Origin of the sequence: Cohnella mopanensis, from assembly GCF_022352055.1 — a bacterium.
GTDB classification, from domain to species: Bacteria; Bacillota; Bacilli; order Paenibacillales; family Paenibacillaceae; genus Cohnella; species Cohnella mopanensis.
In genome coordinates, this window is record NZ_JAKRWM010000001.1 from 103,867 (window position 1) to 120,785 (window position 16,919).

Consider the following 16,919-nt stretch of genomic DNA (forward strand, 5'->3'; position numbering starts at 1 on the left):
CCGGCTCACTTGGGAAACTTTCTTATTCCATGACTTCATAACCATTTCCCTGTTTGCTGCCCCTTGTCCGTATCGCTACGGCAGGGGTTTTTCTTTTGTTAGATTGTTTCTGTTGTTCTTCACTAATATTGAGAGGAAGATCATCTATGAGCGCGAATATCCCGCAAAAAATCCAACATATGATCCAATCCATTAAGCCTTTAGATCAAGAAGCTATGGAAGATGCGCAACGCCGGCTAGACAGCTTAACCAAACCGCCGGGAAGCCTTGGCAAGCTGGAAGCCGTCGCTAAGCAGGCTGCTGGAATAACCGGCGAAGGCTTGCCGGATTTGTCGCGCAAAGCGGTAATCGTCATGGCGGGCGATCATGGCGTGTGCGAAGAGGGCATAAGCGCTTTCCCGGCAGAAGTGACGCCGCAGATGGTGCTCAACTTCCTTGGAGGCGGCGCGGCGGTAAACGTGCTCGCCCGCCACGCGGGAGCCGATGTCGTCTGCGTCGACATCGGAGTAAACGCGGACCTCGCGCACCCGAATCTCGTGTCGCGCAAGGTCCGCAAAGGCACGTCTAACATCGCCCGCGGGGCGGCGATGTCTCGCGAAGAAGCGGTCCTAGCCATCCAAATTGGCTATGACCTCGTGTCAGAGCTTGCCGCGAACGGAACGCGCGTCTTCGCCACGGGAGAGATGGGCATCGGCAACACGACGCCGAGCGCCGCCATCTTGATCGCTCTGGCGGGGTTGTCGCCTGAGCAAGCGGTTGGCCGCGGCACCGGCATCGACGATGCCCGCCTGATCCATAAGCGCAGCGTCATCGAACGCGCGCTGCAGGTCAATGCCGCCGACCCGGCGGATCCGCTGGACGTCCTCGCGAAGCTCGGCGGCCTGGAGATCGCCGGCCTCGTCGGCGTCATCCTCGGCGCAGCCGCGAATCGGGCCGTCGTCGTCATCGACGGCTTCATCTCTTCCGCGGCCGCGTTAGTAGCCAGCCGGTTAGCTCCATTATCGATACACTATATGATCGCTTCGCATATGTCGCTCGAACAAGGCCATACCCGTATGCTTGAAGCGGTCGGGTTGTCCCCGATGATACAGATGGATATGCGATTAGGCGAAGGTACAGGAGCGGTACTGTGCTTCCACTTCATTGACGCGGCAGGCAAGATCATGCGCGAAATGGCAACCTTCGAGAGCGCCGGGGTATCGCAATCATGACGTTACAACCGTTTGCGGGAGTACGCCCAGCGCGTACGTTGATGATCCAAGGCACGGCATCGGATGTCGGCAAAAGCATCATCACGACGGCATTATGCCGAATTTTGGTTCAAGACGGCTTGTCCGTTGCTCCTTATAAATCTCAGAATATGTCGTTGAACAGCTACGTAACGCCGGATGGCAAAGAGATCGGGCGAGCCCAAGGGATGCAAGCGGATGCTTGCGGTATTCCGGCTACGACGGATATGAATCCGATTCTTCTCAAGCCGACGACGGATCGCGCATCTCAAGTCGTCGTGCATGGCAAGCCTTATCGCACGATGGATGCCTATAGCTACCGGCACGAGTATTTGGCCGAAGCGGGAATGATTGCGCGCGAAGCGCTCGATCGGTTGCGGTTGGAGCACGATATCGTCGTGCTAGAAGGCGCGGGCAGCCCGGCGGAAATCAACCTCAAGGACCGCGATATCGTGAACATGCGAATGGCAGGCTGGGCGGACGCTCCGGTCATTCTCGTGGCGGATATCGATCGCGGAGGCGTATTCGCTTCGATCGTCGGCACGATGGAATTGCTAGAGCCGGACGAACGGGCGCGAGTGAAAGGTTTCCTCATTAATAAATTTCGCGGGGATGTCGCCTTGCTGCAACCTGGACTCGATTGGCTTGAGCAGCGGACGGGCAAGCCAGTGCTTGGTGTCATTCCCCATATCGATCGCTTGAAATTGGAGTCCGAAGATTCTTTGTCGATCCAGAAGCTCGCGACAGCACCGCATCCAAACGGAGAATTGCTCGATATTGCGGTCATTCGATTTCCGCGAATCGCTAACTTTACGGACATCGATCCTCTCATCGCCGAGCAGGATACTTCGGTTCGTTATGTCACGAGGCCCGAGGAGTTCGGGACGCCCGATGTGGTTATTCTCCCGGGTAGCAAGAACACGGCGGAGGATCTTCTGTTTGTTCGTGAAATGGGACTAGAACCATTACTTCGGGCTCATCAAGAGCGAGGGGGATGGATTGCCGGAATTTGCGGCGGTTACCAGATGCTCGGGCAGCAATTGCGCGATCCGAATCGCATCGAATCGGACAACGAAAGCTTGCCTGGATTAGGTTTCTTTCCTATGGAAACCGTATTCGCGACCGACAAGAAAACCGAGAGAGTGTCAGGACAAGCGGTAGGTTGGCTGCTATCTAACGAACAAGCGGCGAACGATAGTGAACGTACGAGCTTCTTAATCGAAGGCTATGAAATCCATATGGGGAGAACTTCTTTCCTGCTCGAGACCGAGCATCCGATGACGGTCGGAATCTTACGGGGAACGACAGAGGAGCCGCCTCATCAAGAAGGCGCTCGCTCTACGGACGGCAAAGTATGGGGAACGTACATTCACGGCATTATGCATAACGATGAGTTCAGACGCAACTGGCTTAACGCGATACGCGTGGATAAAGGTTTAACGCCTCTCGCAGTAGAACTGCGATTCAATCTTCTAAGGAAGGCCGAATTTGATCGCTTAGCCGATCATGTTCGCCAGCATATTAACCTTCAGCTCGTCTATAAAATTATGAATCCGAACGAGGAGGCCGATCAATGAGCGGCAATCATACGACAAGCGAACTTGAGCCTTTCGGGCATGGAGGAGATATCGAAACAGCCTCTAGCCGCTTCGGAATTCAAGCGAACGCTTGGCTCGATTATAGCGCGAACATTAATCCTTTAGGACCGCCCGTTCAAGTGATGGACGCCCTGAATGACGCTTTCCGTTCCATCGTTAATTATCCCGATCCGGCTCATCGTCAGCTTAAGCGGTTGTTAGCCGACAAGCTCAACGTCAGTACGGACAACCTCTTAATCGGAAACGGCGCGGCGGAATGCATGGCGCTAGCGCTCTTAGGCTTGGATATTCATAAAGTCGGCATTGTTGCCCCCTGCTTCTCCGAGTACGCTCAGTTAGCGGACGATTATGGTGCCGAAGTATTAACGGTCATCGGCAAGGAAGAAATCGGCTTTCGCGCGGATATTGCCGACTTGTTGCCGCTTCTATCCGAAGTGGATTTGCTTTTCCTGGGACAACCCAACAATCCGACGGGCCTCACCTATTCGTTGGAGCAGCTGAGAACGATCGCTAGAAGAGCGGAGCAATGCTCCACCTATATCGTTTTGGACGAAGCATTTATTGATTTCATTGCGCCCGATCAGAGAGAGACGCTATTACCTGAGCTGGCAAACTACCCGCACGTGATTCTCATTCACTCTATGACGAAGTTTTATGCAATTCCCGGTTTACGCTTAGGTTACGCTATCGCTGAGCCTCGGCTCATTCAGCGGATGGCGCGCAAGCAAGTGACTTGGAGCGTCAACGGATTGGCGCTTCTGGCCGGGCAAGCTTGCTTGCAACCGGAGGTAGCCGCGTATGAAGCGCATACGCGAGAGCTGATTGGGGTAGAGCGGAAATTTCTGCAGGAGCAATTGACCCATCGGCTAGGATGGCAAGTGTGGCCGGGAGAAGCGAACTTCCTACTGGTCAGGGTTGCCGAACCTTGGACGGCAAGCTTGCTACAGCAAGCTTTAGGGCCTAAAGCGGTCATGATTCGAAGCTGTGCCATGTACGAGGGCTTGACGGAAAGGGATATCCGCATCGCGGTGCGCGGTAGAGAAGATAACGAGCGGTTATTGCAAGCATTCCAGGATGTCGATCGGATAAGGAAGGAGTCACGGTAAATGAAGCTGTTCATGGTTACCGGGGGCGTCCGCTCCGGCAAAAGCGCTTATGCCGAGAAGCTAGCCCTAGAGCAATCCGGCCTATTTCCTAATGAAGCTAAGGTTCTGTACGTAGCTACGGGTATGCGTTCGGATGGCGAAATGAATACGCGAATCGATGCTCATCAGCTTCGTCGCCCTTCATCTTGGGCTACGCTGGAAGCGCCGGATGAATTAAGCGCAGCATCTTATCGCGATTACGATGTCGTCCTTGTCGATACGTTATCGGCATGGATCGGGAATCGGTTGATGGCCGTTCCGGAGGAGCAATGCAGGGACAGAAGCACGACATCGTTTGTTCAATCGCAAATTGAAGCGTATTTAGACGAACTAAAGCATTCCAACCTCCGAATGGCCATTATCGTTACGGATGAAGTGGGCTGGGGCGGCGTTGCGATGTCCCCGCTGGGCCGTTGGTATCAAGATGTGATCGGCGAAGCGAACCAACGGTTGGCTGAACAGGCCGATGAAGCCATTGCCGTCATTAGCGGCTTACCTTGGAGGCTGAAGGGATGAACGCATTCTGGCAGGCGCTGGGCTTCTTGACCCGATTTCCCGTACCGGCGAGAGCGCAGACGACGAAAGGCTGGGACAATAGCCCGCGATATTATCCGCTAGTCGGACTATTGCTCGGGGCGGTTTTGTGGCTCGTGAGCTGGGTTGCCCAGCTTGGCTTCGGCGAGCTCGGTTTCACCGTTGCCGCCGTGGTGATTGTCGCTTCATGGATTTACTTAACGGGAGCTCTCCATCTTGACGGCTGGATGGATCTAGCGGACGGAGTAGGCAGTCATCGAAGCCGGGAGCGGATGCTCGAGATTATGAAAGACAGCCGAGTGGGAGCGATGGGGGTAGTCGCGGCAATCGTGCTCATCGGGCTCAAGGTCGCAGCCTTGCAGCAATTGGCTATCCAAGACAAGCTAGGCATACTCTTGTTCGTTCCCGCGATGGCGCGGTTTGCGCTTCTTGGGGCGATTTATGTATTCCCCTATATTCAGGCGCAAGGGTTAGGAAGCGGCTTGAGGAAGGGCGTCAACAGTTGGAGCTTGTCGTTGAATCTGATTCTGATTCTCGTGATCGCGTATTTCGTTGCCGGATGGAACGGAGCAGCGGTGCTCGCCGGCATGCTTGTTGCAGCTTGGCTATTCGGACGATCGATCGTCCGCAAGCTGGGAGGTTTTACCGGCGATGGTTACGGGGCGATGGTCGAAGCGATGGAGACGTTCGTCCTCTTGCTATACCTTATTTTAATAAACCATCCTATTTAATAACGGAACAGGAGATCGAGAGACCGACATGAGCCAACCTTTTCGCGACACTACCGCTACGATCTATCGTTCCCCGCTATGGCCGGAGCTACGGATTCAGCATGATAGAGATCATGTGCTCATTCAAAGCGAGATCGCCTATGAAGTTCTCAGCAATGCGCCCTATAACGGAGGATTCAGCAACGGTAACCATTTCGTGAATTGGAAGGTTCCCCGAAGCTACGATTGTTCTGATCCCGAAGCGATGATGGCGGACGAGTTGAAGACGTGGGGATATCCGATTCAGTCGGCAATAGGCTTGCAGACCGCGGCGCATCTTACGCACACTTCGTTCGCCGAGGAAATCGGAGACGAATTTAAGCTGCTCGTATGTGCATCGGCCGGCACCGGAAACGCGGCAAGAGCCGGACTTGTCCGAAAAACTTTCTCCGCGTATACGCCAGGGACCGTCAATATCATGATCTTCGTCGAAGGCAGAATGACGCCAAGCGCGATGGTCAATGCGGTCATAAGCGCAACGGAAGCCAAAAGCGCGGCGCTAGACGATCTAACAATTAAAGATTATAGCTATGATTGCATTGCAACGGGCACGACAACCGATACGGTGCTTGTCGCCGTGAGCCAATCGGATTCTTATATCCCGATACATCGATATGCGGGGGCGGCTACGACGATCGGCAACGCCATCGGCCGTTTAGTTTATGCGACCGTGCACGAAGCGGTAAAGACGCAAGGAGAAGACGCCTCATGATCGAAGCAGCCATTATTCTAGCAGCCTATGCAATCGATCTGCTAATAGGCGACCCGAGGGCTATCCCTCATCCGGTAGTCGGGATGGGGTATGCGATCCGTAAGCTGGAGCAGCCTATGCGGCATATAGCCAGATGGAGAGGGTTTCAAAAGTTAACGGGTTCTGCAGGATCTTCAGATACGGAATCGGCTAATCGAGCGCTTAAGGTGGTTGGTATCGGATATCCGATCGTGTTAGTAGGAGGGTCCTTCGCCCTTGTATGGTTGGTGCTGGAGTTACTCGGCCGCATTCATCCGTGGCTCGCCTATGCGGTTGAGGCCTGGCTGATCTCGACGACGATCGCGACCAAAGGGTTAGCGGATGCCGGAATGGAAATCTACCGTCTACTAAAGCAAGGGGATTTGCCGAAAGCCCGTTATTCTTTGTCTATGATCGTCGGCCGCGATACGGAGTCTTTGAACGAGGGCGAGATTACGCGCGGCGCCGTAGAAACCGTAGCGGAGAACATCGTCGACGCGATTCTTTCGCCGCTGTTCTTCGCGCTTATCGGCGGGGCCCCCCTAGCGATGGCTTACCGGGCAGCGAACACCCTAGACTCCATGGTGGGATACAAGAACGACAAATACCTTCATCTGGGTTGGGCATCCGCGCGGTTCGATGACTTGGCGAACTGGATTCCGGCGCGACTGTCCGCTTTGTTCATCGCGAGTGCGAGCTTCGTATTACGGTTACCGTTCAGAAGGCCTCTGCGCACCGTTTCTCGTTTTGCCCGTCTTCATCCAAGTCCGAACAGCGGTTTTCCCGAATCGGCGGTAGCGGGTGCGTTAGGCATTCAACTCGGAGGCCTTAATTATTATAAAGGCGTTGCTTCCGATCGGGCCAGAATGGGAGAGCCCCTGCAACCGCTTGAAGCGGAGCATATTCGTTGGACAGTTAGGCTCATGTACGTAAGTTCGGCGTTGTTCGCATTGTTTGTCGCGATGCTTGCTACTCAGCTTCATAGAATAATTTAATGAATGTTATCTACATAATTTTCCTGTTATCCGCCCACACTGTTTACGAGTAAATTCGTGGAAATGGGCTGATAACCATGTGTAATCGTTTCTCGCTAACGGCGGAACTGTCGGATTTAACCGAAAATTTTCGGATCGATCGCGTCCATGTCCCCTATCTGCTTCGATACAATATAGCGCCAACCCAACAGATCCCTATCATTCAACAGATCGGGGATGAGCGCTGTTTGAATCAACACCGGTGGGGGCTCATGCCTTATTGGGGCAAAAATTCGATCAATGCCAACGTCGATACGTTAAGAGATCGGAAATATTTGCTCTCGATGCTGACGAAGAAGAGATGCGTCGTTCCATGCAGCGGATTCTATCTATGGAAGCAGGAAGGGAAAAGCAGAAGCGCGTGGAGGGTCGTAGATCGGAACAAATCCATATTCGCGATGCCTGCCATTTACGACGTATGGTTGGATTCGGACAAGAACGAGTTTCCGATGTGCACCGTCATTACCCGAGGAACCTCATTCGATACGGGACAACCGTTACCGGTCATTCTGGACGACGAATCGTTAGAGCTATGGCTCAATCCGGAGGAAACCCGGACGGATGTGCTTCAATCGATGCTTCAGGCGTTACCGGATGCCGATTTCAGAACCTATCCGGTTACGCCGTTCGTCGAGAATGCGGCTTGGGAAACGCCGGATTGCATCGAGGAGGTTCATCCGTCGTTGGCTTTGGTTAAAATTTAACGAAGAAACACAAATGCAGCTACGCCAGTTCAGGGCGGAAGCTGCATTTTTTGTATGCGGGTAGTGACGGAAGAAGTCGAATTTTGTTGATTAAACACGATAATTATGGTTCAATTTGGATTGAATCTCGCGAAAATATTTCCAGCTGATTACGTAGGAAATCGTACTCGATGTGCTGGAAAAGGAGAGGTAACGATATGGAGCACGTCCATGGTTCTTACGACAACTTATTAATTATTTTCTCGTATATCGTAGCTGTTATGGCTTCATATACGGTTTTGGATTTAGCGGGAAGGGTGACCGAGACGACGGGAAGAAGCCGTTGGTTGTGGCTCTCTTTCGGTGCTGTGGCGATGGGAATGGGCATCTGGTCCATGCATTTCATCGGAATGCTGGCTTTCTCCTTGCATGTTCAGGTCGCGTACGATCTCGTTATCGTTTTCGTGTCCGTACTCGTGGCGATTATCGCCTCTTTTATCGCCTTATATGTAGTTAGCCGAGGGCGGCTAACGATTGGCAGTTTGCTTGGAGGTGGGCTATTGCTCGCTACCGGTATTTCTGCGATGCACTATATCGGAATGGCGGCCATGCAGATCGATATTACGTATGATCCGTTCTTTTTCATACTTTCCATTGTCATTGCGATTATCGCCTCCGTAGCGGCTTTATGGCTAGCATTCTATTTCCGTAAGGAAGTAGGGAGCGGCGAAGTATGGAAGAAGCTTGGCAGCGGATTGATCATGGGAGCTGCGATCGTCGGGATGCACTATACGGGCATGACGGCTAGCCACTTTCATCTGGGCGGTAAGTCGCTGATGTCCAGCGGCATGATCCTCGATCAGAAATGGTTGGCGTATTTTATTGCCGGAGGCACTTTATTTACGTTAGGGTTGTCGCTGCTAGGGATATTCATCTCGAAGCGTTTCTCCCACAAGGATTCGGAGCTCCAGAAGAAACAGAACGAAATTTATTTCATTAACCAAGAGCTTCGGGAGCTTAATGAAAATTTGGAAGCACTTGTGGCGGAGCGCACGGCGCAACTGGAGAAAGCCCATGATGAGGCGATTCAAGCCAATATGATCAAAAGCCAGTTTCTGGCCAATATGAGCCATGAGCTTAGGACTCCGCTTAACGCGATTATCGGATACAGCGAAATGCTTAAGGAAGAGGCGGAAGAGCTAGGGGAACCGACCTTCACCGAAGATCTAGGGAAAATAAGCAAATCGGGCAGGCATCTGCTCGCGCTGATCAATGATATCTTGGATATTTCCAAAATCGAAGCCGGTAAGATGGATCTGTATTTCGAGCCTTGCCAGCTGTCGGAGCTGCTACAGGACGTCATTGTTACCGTCAAACCGCTTGTCGAAGCGAATGGAAATCAATTAAGTACCCGGTTCGCGACCGGAGAGATAATCGTCGACGTGACGAAGCTAAGGCAAATTCTGATCAACCTTCTAAGCAATGCAAGCAAGTTTTCCAAGAACGGGACGATTGCTTTCGAGGTCGTAAGCCAGAAGAACGAAGGAAGAGACGGATTCGGCTTCAGCGTGAAGGATACCGGAATCGGCATGTCGCCTGACCAAGTCGCCAAGCTGTTCCAGCCTTTCTCGCAGGCGGATTCGTCCACGACACGCAAGTATGGAGGCACGGGACTGGGACTCGCCATCAGCCAACGCTTCTGTCATATTATGGGCGGCGACATAAGCGTCGAAAGCGAGCCGGATCAAGGGAGCACCTTTAAGTTTTGGCTTCCCGTCATTCCACCTGGAGAGTCCTCCTCAACGGAATTAACGGAGAGGGACATAGAGGATCATCAAGTCGATGCGAGCCAAGTGAGCATTCTCCTAATCGACGATGAGCCGATCAATCAACAGATTTTGCAAAGTTATCTGGCTAAGGAAGGCTGGACGCTGGCGTTCGCGGAAAGCGGTCAGGATGGAATCAGGCTGTCGAAGCAACTGCGTCCCAAAGTGATCTGCCTCGATATTCTCATGCCGAGCATGGATGGTTGGAGCGTACTTACGGCGCTTAAGAGCGATCCGGAGCTAGCCGATATTCCTGTCGTCATCATGTCGATGACAAGCGATAAGCAATTGGGATACTCGCTCGGGGCTTCCGAGTTTCTAACGAAACCTTTGCAACAAGAGCGGCTAATCGCGGTGATGGACAAGTATATTTCCAACCAAAAGGATCATTCCGTACTCGTCATAGAGGACGATGCGACGACTAGCGATCTTATGACAAGGCTGTTGCATAAAGAAGGGTATAGCGTGAGGCAGGCCCCTAATGGACGTCTTGCCTTGGATAGCATGGCCAAGGAAGCCCCGTCATTGATCTTGCTCGATCTAATGATGCCGGAGATGGACGGCTTTCAATTCGTAGAAGCTCTGCGTAAGCAGGAAGTATGGAGTTCGATCCCGATCGTTGTCGTGACCGCGAAGTCGATTACTACCGATGACCGCTTGAAATTGAACGGTTACGTGAAGAGCGTTATTCAGAAAGGGTCATTCGATCACAAATCGTTGTTGACCGAAATTCGCCAGTTCATGACAGGCGCTTAAGGAGGATGGACGATATGCATACCGTACTTCTAGTCGAAGACAACGAATTAAACCGGGACATGTTGTCCCGACGGCTCATTCGCAAGGGCTATCGGATCCTTGTTGCCGAAGACGGCCAACAAGGCGTCGAGCTTGCCATAGCGCAACGTCCGGACTTGATTCTGATGGATTTGAGTTTGCCGGTCATGGATGGTTGGGAAGCGACGCGATTACTAAAGAGCTCATCGGAGACGGACGGAATTCCGATAATTGCATTAACCGCTCATGCCATGGCGGGAGATAAAGAAAAAGCATTTCAAGCCGGGTGCGACGATTTCGATACGAAGCCCATCGAGCTTAGCAGGTTGCTGGAGAAAATGGAATCGGCTTTGGCCAATAAGAAGTGAACAGGCATTGAGGAAAGGTGAGAGTACGATGGATAAGCTCGAGCTTCATATAGCGAAAATATTAATCGTGGACGATCAAGAGTATAACATAAGCCTAATGGAACGAATTCTCGTTCGAGCCGGCTTTACACACATTCATAGCACGATGGACCCGCTACGTATCGAGCTTATGCTGAAGGAAGTAGAACCGGATATCGTCCTTCTCGATTTGCATATGCCCGGCATGGACGGGCTACAAGCGGTGAAGATGATTCGCGAACGTTCCGGTATCGAGGGTTATTTGCCCGTGCTGATGTTGACCGCAGATATGACCCCCGAAGCGAGGCAGCAAGGATTGCTTGCAGGGGTAAACGATTTTCTAACGAAGCCTTACGACCGGGGGGAAGTCATTCTTCGCATCAACAACTTGTTAAGAACGCGGTTTCTTCATCTGGAGCTTCGGTACAACAATAGTACGTTGGAAGAGAAAATTCTAAAGCGGACGAATGAGCTGCAGCTCGCGAAGTTCGAAATTTTGCAGGTGCTAGGGCGTGCGGCGGAATACCGGGATGACATGACCGGTCAGCATACGCAAAGGGTTGGGGAGCTGTCGGCGCTGATCGCAGGCCAAATCGGGCTTCCCGAACAACATGTTGCTTTGATTCGCAAGGCGGCCCCGCTGCACGATATCGGCAAGATCGGAATACCCGATGACCTGCTCTTGAAACCGGGCAGGTATGAGCCCCATGAATTCGAGCGGATGAAAGCCCACACGACAATAGGGGAAGGAATTCTGCAGGGTAGCTACTTCGATGTATTGAAGTTGGCCGGCATTATCGCGAGATCGCATCACGAGAAGTGGGATGGAACCGGTTATCCGCACGGCTTGAAGGGCGAAGACATTCCGATTGAAGCGAGAATCGTCGCGCTTGCGGACTTCTACGATGCTTTGACGCACGAGCGCCCTTACAAAAAGGCTTGGACATCCGAGGAAGCTCTTGCCGAAGTAGAGAGACAGCGTGGGCTTCATTTCGAACCGCGAATCGTCGATGCTTTCCTTCAGTTGTACAACGAGACGACTTGTGAATATTTTCAGGCCGTCGGAGGGCATTCTTAAGGGGTACGCACTAAATCTCAAGGAGATGGTCCCCCTGTCGGATGTTAAACTCGCGGTCATTTATTATAGTTCCACCGGAACGAATTATCAGCTGTCGCAGTGGGCTGCAGAAGGGGCCAAGCAAGCGGGAGCCGAAGTGAAAATATTGAAGGTACCCGAGCTTGCCCCCGAAGCAGCGATCGCCGCCAATCTGGGTTGGAAAGCGCATGTGGACGCAACGAAAGACGTTCCTACGGTGACCAATGCGGATTTAGAATGGGCGGACGCTTATATTTTCTCGGTACCGACCCGATTCGGCAATTTGCCGTCCCAGATGAAGCAATTTTTCGATACGTTAGGCGGTTTATGGTTTAACGGCAAGCTGGCGAACAAAGTCGTTAGCGCCATGTCAAGCGCTAGTAACGCGCATGGCGGACAAGAGGCGACTATTCTATCTTTGTACACGTCGATCTACCATTGGGGCGGAATTATCGCCGCTCCGGGATACACCGACCCTTCCGCGTTTACTTCGGGAGGAAATCCTTACGGGACGAGCGTAACCGTCGATCAGTCAGGCAAAATGGTCGAGGACGTTCAGGCGGCCGTCATTCATCAAGGTAAACGAACGGCGACGGTAGCGGGATGGGTGAAGAAGGGGCTGCAGGGATAAAGATTTCGATAATCAATGCCGAATCGTTGCTTAGTGCAACGGTTTCGGCATTTTTTAAGTTGAATCGTATTTGTTCGTAGATGTACACTGGTATTATTCATACCATCAGTCATAGGCAGAGGAGAAATAACGAATGAGCTTCCAATATAGAATCGCGGTTGCAGGCTGCGGAAACATGGCAAACACTTGGGTAAAATACGCCATCGGGCGATCCGATGCGGAGATCGTGGCATTAATCGATATTAAGCAGGAATTTGCCCAAGCGATGGCGGACAGACATGGTCTCGCTTGCCAGACCTTCACGGATATTCAGCAGGCGATTGAAGAAACGGGGGCTAACCTCGTGTTCGATATTACGATTCCGGCGAGCCATTATCAGATTAGCTCTACGGCAATGAAGCTTGGTTGCGATGTGTTCGCAGAGAAACCGCTAGCCGAGACATTGAAGGAATGCCAAGACATCATCGCCATCTCCGATGAGACGGGGCGTACGCATAACGTCATGCAAAATAGGCGCTTCGATGGTCGAATTCGCGCCTTGAAGGAATTGATTACGTCCGGCACGATCGGCAAACCGGGTTATGCGGGAGCGGATTTCTTCTTAGGCCCCCATTTCGGAGGATTTCGCGATGCGATGGACAGCCCGCTCTTATTGGATATGGCTATCCATACTTTCGATCAAGCACGGCTTATTCTCGGCGCAGACCCGGTATCCGTATATTGCCAAGAATTCAACCCCGTCGGATCATGGTATGCCGGACAAGCTGCGGCAATCTGCATTTTCGAGATGTCCGATGGCTCTGTATTTTGTTATAGAGGGTCTTGGTGCGCCGAAGGAGCTCCGACTTCATGGGAAGCTTCGTGGCGCGTGACGGGAGAGCAGGGGACGGCTATCTGGGATGGAGTGAATTCCCCTTATGTCGAAGCGGTGGCACCGGGTAATCAAGAGGAGAACTTCATCCGCGATTACGTTCGGATAGATATCGATGTACCGCAGCAAACGAAGCCGTTTCATGAAAGCGGCTTGGACGAGATGTTCGCTGCCCTTGCGGAAGGCCGTAAGTCCGAGACGGATTGCCGAGATAACATCCACAGCATGGCGATGGTGCTAGGCGCGATCGAGAGCTCCAGATCAGGCCAGAAGATCAGGATCACGGATATGATGGACTCGGCGAAAACAGGAACAGAAGTGTAGATGATTTTCCCGGTTTTCACCGACTTGCAAGATGTGCGTTTGCGCGAATGTTAGCAAATTCCGTCTATTGTTGCCGCATGAACTATTGTATAATGGTTGCTAACTATTATCATCGTTGTGGAGGTAGCACATTGGCTCAGTTGTATTTCAAATATGGCACGATGAACAGCGGCAAATCATTCGAAATTATTAAGGTCGCCCACAATTATGAAGAGCAAGGCAAACCGGTTCTGATATTTACGCCTGCGATCGATACGAGGAACGGATCCGACAGGGTAGGATCAAGAGCAGGCTTCACGCGTCCGGCGATTCCCGTCAGTGAGAACACCAATTTATATGAGTCCGTGAAAACCCAACTGTCGGGTTCGGGCCGCTTTTTCTGCGTTCTCGTGGATGAAGCGCAATGGCTAAAGAAACACCATATCGTGGAGCTAACTCGCGTCGTAGATGAGTTGAACGTTCCGGTTATGGCGTTCGGACTGAAAAACGATTTTCAGAACGAGCTCTTCGAAGGAAGCTACAATTTGCTCGTCTACGCGGACAAGATCGAAGAGATCAAAACGATATGCTGGTACTGCGATCGCAAAGCTACGATGGTGATCCGTTTCAAAGACGGCGTTCCCGTGAACGAGGGCGAACAAATTCAAGTCGGCGGTAGCGAGGATTATAAGCCGGTGTGCCGGCGTTGCTATAACGAGGCTTTCAAACAGAAGTAAAGGTGAATGAAGAGACAGGGGGGGTTGCCCCTGTCTTTTTTGTACCCGCATATCGAAAATCGTAAATTTGAGGGTGATAGCGGCAAATCGTGCTGCTATTTTGTGGTTTAGCGAGTGTTTGTCTGCAATAGCGGCATAGAGTGGTTACTAATTAGGTCTTCACCACTTACAAACAACACTCCCTTACATAAAAAAGTGCCTTCATTGCGCCGCAACAACCTCGCCTGAAGCATGAAGGCCAAAAAAGTACCTTCATTGCGCCGAAATAGCCACTCTTGAAGCACGAAGGCCAAAAAAGTACCTTCATTGCGCCACAACAACCTCGCTTGAAGCATGAAGGCCAAAAAAGTACCTTTATTGCGCCGCAACAACCTCGCATGAAGCATGAAGGTCAAAAAAGTACCTTCATTGCGCCGCAACAACCTCGCATGAAGCATGAAGGCCAAAAAAGCACCTCCATTGCGCCGCAACAACCTCGCATGAAGCATGAAGGTCAAAAAAGTACCTTCATTGCGCCGCAACAACCTCGCATGAAGCATGAAGGCCAAAAAAGCACCTCCATTGCGCCGCAACAACCTCGCATGAAGCATGAAGGTCAAAAAAGTACCTTCATTGCGCCGCAACAACCTCGCATGAAGCATGAAGGCCAAAAAAGCACCTCCATTGCGCCGCAACAACCTCGCATGAAGCATGAAGGTCAAAAAAGTACCTTCATTGCGCCGCAACAACCTCGCATGAAGCATGAAGGCCAAAAAAGCACCTCCATTGCGCCGCAACAACCTCGCATGAAGCATGAAGGTCAAAAAAGTACCTTCATTGCGCCGCAACAACCTCGCATGAAGCATGAAGGCCAAAAAAGCACCTCCATTGCGCCGCAACAACCTCGCATGAAGCATGAAGGTCAAAAAAGTGCCTCCATTACGCCGCAACAGCCTCGCTTGAAGCACGAAGGCCAAAAAAGTACCTTCATTGCGCCGCAACAACCTCGCTTTGAGCACGAGGGCCAAAAAAGTGCCTTCATTTCCCTTACAATAGGGAAACCTAATAGGCTTGACTGGATGAAGAAAGTTAGACAATAACGGCCTCGCATGCCATTATTCAGAGTTTTAGCGAGTTTTTGATCGTAATAGCGGCACCTTGTGCTGTTTTAGGACAACGGGATGGCGTGAAAAGTTCTCGACTTGAACTATTCTTGCTTATATCGACAAAAATCGCTTTTATTTTACAATAAAAGCGATTGCAACAAGAAATAATAGTATGCTATAACAAAATTAATAGAACACTTAAACGTTTAGATAAACGAGGTGTAAGTTTGTCAGAGGTCGGCATAAAGGAAATCGCGGCAAGAGCGAACGTGTCTACCGCAACTGTATCTTACGTGCTCAACGGTACGCGGAATGTGAAGCTCAACACCCGGGAACGCGTGATGCGCGTAATCGAAGAAATGAATTACAAGCCCAATAACGCGGCGCAAAGCCTAAAACGGAAACGTACCAATACGATAGGCGTCATTGCCGAAGACGTAACGGTATTCAACGTGCCCGAAATCATCGACGGGATCAACGACTGCGCGGACAAGATGGACATGCATATTCTATTGACGAACCTTCGTCTCGATAAGCGAATCGGACGTAACTTCGACCAAACGGACAGTTATCGCCACTATGCGAACAATGCCGTCTCGGAGCTACTCAGCAAGCAAGTCGAAGGGATCGTCTATATCGGCGTTCATCCCCGCGATCTAACGGGGTTGATCGATACGTCGGGCAAACCGATTGTCTATGCGTATTGCTACACCCAGAGCGACATTTCCATTCAGTATCACGATGAGCAGGCGTCTTATGAGGCCATGACCTACCTGGTGAAGAAGGGACATACACGCATCGGGATTATTAGCGGGACGATGGACTCCATTCCATCCCGGCTCAGATTTAACGGTTACTATAAAGCGGTGACCGAACACGAATTGCCATTCGACCCGCAATTGATCAAGATGGGAAACTGGGAAGCGGAATCCGGTTATCGATTGGCGAAAGAGTTGTTGGAGCTTGAGCAACGTCCAACCGCGATATTGGCGATGAACGATGTCATGGCGGTAGGGGTCATGCGAGCGGCCGACGAGATGAACGTTCAAATCCCGAGAGATTTATCTGTAATGGGCTTTGACAATCGGGAGTTCAGCGATTATTTAATCCCCCGTGTTACGACAATGGATTTGCCGCTTCACGAAATCGGGTTCCAGGCGATGGAATCGCTTGCCCTCTTGATCAAAGGGGAGCAAGTCGAGCGGAAGCCGATGCCCGTGTGCAAGTTGATCGAAAGAGAATCTGTCGATGCCCCTAGGTGACGATAGATTTTTTTGAAGAAAAATCTAAACGTTTAGATTTCTACAATAGCCGGAATGTCCCCCCTTTATTCGCCGCTAATCATCGTCCCCTTTTCCTCGAACAAGGCTCCAATATTCGTTTCAACTCGATATGTTCTTTTCTAATTAGAAGGGGGGTGATTGCCTATTCGTCGAATGATGCAGGATTAGAGAGTAGATCGACATCATGACGGAGGAGAACCGGCT

The 16,919-nt window shown here is 51.5% G+C and carries 16 protein-coding genes; all 16 read left to right on the top strand.

All coding sequences use genetic code 11. The features are described 5' to 3' along the window. Positions 1 to 146: 146 nt before the first annotated feature. Positions 147 to 1,211, top strand: a complete 1,065-nt coding sequence (gene cobT / locus L3D05_RS00405; protein WP_239613592.1) for a nicotinate-nucleotide--dimethylbenzimidazole phosphoribosyltransferase — start codon at positions 147 to 149, stop codon at positions 1,209 to 1,211. Then, positions 1,208 to 2,806 (top strand): cobyric acid synthase, encoded by a 1,599-nt coding sequence (locus L3D05_RS00410; RefSeq protein WP_239613593.1) that lies wholly within the window; start codon positions 1,208 to 1,210, stop codon positions 2,804 to 2,806. Before cobT ends, L3D05_RS00410 begins: the two co-directional genes overlap by 4 nt. After that, the gene (gene cobD / locus L3D05_RS00415) at positions 2,803 to 3,933 is read left to right on the top strand and encodes a threonine-phosphate decarboxylase CobD (protein ID WP_239613595.1); all 1,131 of its coding nucleotides are present in this window, start codon (positions 2,803 to 2,805) and stop codon (positions 3,931 to 3,933) included. Before L3D05_RS00410 ends, cobD begins: the two co-directional genes overlap by 4 nt. Continuing rightward, positions 3,934 to 4,488: a bifunctional adenosylcobinamide kinase/adenosylcobinamide-phosphate guanylyltransferase gene (locus tag L3D05_RS00420; RefSeq protein WP_239613597.1), complete on the top strand. Its 555-nt coding sequence runs from the start codon at positions 3,934 to 3,936 to the stop codon at positions 4,486 to 4,488. Continuing rightward, a complete protein-coding gene (gene cobS, locus L3D05_RS00425; RefSeq protein ID WP_239613598.1) occupies positions 4,485 to 5,237 on the top strand; it encodes an adenosylcobinamide-GDP ribazoletransferase in 753 nt (250 codons plus the stop codon). Before L3D05_RS00420 ends, cobS begins: the two co-directional genes overlap by 4 nt. 28 nt (positions 5,238 to 5,265) lie before the next feature. Further along, positions 5,266 to 5,988, top strand: a complete 723-nt coding sequence (locus tag L3D05_RS00430) for an adenosylcobinamide amidohydrolase (protein WP_239613600.1) — start codon at positions 5,266 to 5,268, stop codon at positions 5,986 to 5,988. Continuing rightward, positions 5,985 to 7,001: an adenosylcobinamide-phosphate synthase CbiB gene (cbiB, locus tag L3D05_RS00435; RefSeq protein WP_239613603.1), complete on the top strand. Its 1,017-nt coding sequence runs from the start codon at positions 5,985 to 5,987 to the stop codon at positions 6,999 to 7,001. The genes L3D05_RS00430 and cbiB overlap by 4 nt, the downstream gene beginning before the upstream one ends. 77 nt (positions 7,002 to 7,078) lie before the next feature. Continuing rightward, positions 7,079 to 7,744: an SOS response-associated peptidase gene (locus tag L3D05_RS00440; RefSeq protein WP_239613605.1), complete on the top strand. Its 666-nt coding sequence runs from the start codon at positions 7,079 to 7,081 to the stop codon at positions 7,742 to 7,744. 197 nt (positions 7,745 to 7,941) lie between these two features. Next, complete coding sequence (locus L3D05_RS00445; RefSeq protein ID WP_239613608.1) at positions 7,942 to 10,305, top strand: response regulator; 2,364 nt, start codon at positions 7,942 to 7,944, stop codon at positions 10,303 to 10,305. 14 nt (positions 10,306 to 10,319) lie between these two features. Further along, complete coding sequence (locus tag L3D05_RS00450; RefSeq protein WP_239613609.1) at positions 10,320 to 10,691, top strand: response regulator; 372 nt, start codon at positions 10,320 to 10,322, stop codon at positions 10,689 to 10,691. Between the two features lie 28 nt (positions 10,692 to 10,719). Then, positions 10,720 to 11,787 carry an HD-GYP domain-containing protein gene (locus L3D05_RS00455; protein WP_239613611.1) on the top strand — a complete coding sequence of 356 codons (1,068 nt, stop codon included), beginning with the start codon at positions 10,720 to 10,722 and terminating at the stop codon, positions 11,785 to 11,787. Between the two features lie 34 nt (positions 11,788 to 11,821). After that, complete coding sequence (wrbA, locus tag L3D05_RS00460) at positions 11,822 to 12,436, top strand: NAD(P)H:quinone oxidoreductase (protein ID WP_239614723.1); 615 nt, start codon at positions 11,822 to 11,824, stop codon at positions 12,434 to 12,436. A gap of 133 nt (positions 12,437 to 12,569) precedes the next feature. Then, on the top strand, positions 12,570 to 13,631 hold the full coding sequence (locus tag L3D05_RS00465) for a Gfo/Idh/MocA family protein (protein WP_239613612.1): 1,062 nt from the start codon (positions 12,570 to 12,572) through the stop codon (positions 13,629 to 13,631). A 131-nt stretch (positions 13,632 to 13,762) separates the two neighbouring features. Further along, a complete protein-coding gene (locus tag L3D05_RS00470; RefSeq protein WP_239613614.1) occupies positions 13,763 to 14,347 on the top strand; it encodes a thymidine kinase in 585 nt (194 codons plus the stop codon). A gap of 275 nt (positions 14,348 to 14,622) precedes the next feature. After that, positions 14,623 to 15,426, top strand: a complete 804-nt coding sequence (locus L3D05_RS00475; RefSeq protein ID WP_239613616.1) for a hypothetical protein — start codon at positions 14,623 to 14,625, stop codon at positions 15,424 to 15,426. 233 nt (positions 15,427 to 15,659) lie between these two features. Continuing rightward, positions 15,660 to 16,694, top strand: a complete 1,035-nt coding sequence (locus L3D05_RS00480) for a LacI family DNA-binding transcriptional regulator (RefSeq protein WP_239613618.1) — start codon at positions 15,660 to 15,662, stop codon at positions 16,692 to 16,694. Positions 16,695 to 16,919 lie beyond the last annotated feature (225 nt).

Excerpts from the sequence above, each read along its gene's own strand:
- cobS (WP_239613598.1), top strand. The coding sequence starts at position 4,485 with ATGAACGCATTCTGGCAGGCGCTGGGCTTCTTGACCCGATTTCCCGTA.
- L3D05_RS00430 (WP_239613600.1), top strand. The coding sequence starts at position 5,266 with ATGAGCCAACCTTTTCGCGACACTACCGCTACGATCTATCGTTCCCCG.
- cobD (WP_239613595.1), top strand. The coding sequence starts at position 2,803 with ATGAGCGGCAATCATACGACAAGCGAACTTGAGCCTTTCGGGCATGGA.
- cbiB (WP_239613603.1), top strand. The coding sequence starts at position 5,985 with ATGATCGAAGCAGCCATTATTCTAGCAGCCTATGCAATCGATCTGCTA.
- L3D05_RS00440 (WP_239613605.1), top strand. The coding sequence starts at position 7,079 with ATGTGTAATCGTTTCTCGCTAACGGCGGAACTGTCGGATTTAACCGAA.
- L3D05_RS00455 (WP_239613611.1), top strand. The coding sequence starts at position 10,720 with ATGGATAAGCTCGAGCTTCATATAGCGAAAATATTAATCGTGGACGAT.
- cobT (WP_239613592.1), top strand. The coding sequence starts at position 147 with ATGAGCGCGAATATCCCGCAAAAAATCCAACATATGATCCAATCCATT.
- L3D05_RS00420 (WP_239613597.1), top strand. The coding sequence starts at position 3,934 with ATGAAGCTGTTCATGGTTACCGGGGGCGTCCGCTCCGGCAAAAGCGCT.
- L3D05_RS00465 (WP_239613612.1), top strand. The coding sequence starts at position 12,570 with ATGAGCTTCCAATATAGAATCGCGGTTGCAGGCTGCGGAAACATGGCA.
- L3D05_RS00450 (WP_239613609.1), top strand. The coding sequence starts at position 10,320 with ATGCATACCGTACTTCTAGTCGAAGACAACGAATTAAACCGGGACATG.
- L3D05_RS00445 (WP_239613608.1), top strand. The coding sequence starts at position 7,942 with ATGGAGCACGTCCATGGTTCTTACGACAACTTATTAATTATTTTCTCG.
- L3D05_RS00410 (WP_239613593.1), top strand. The coding sequence starts at position 1,208 with ATGACGTTACAACCGTTTGCGGGAGTACGCCCAGCGCGTACGTTGATG.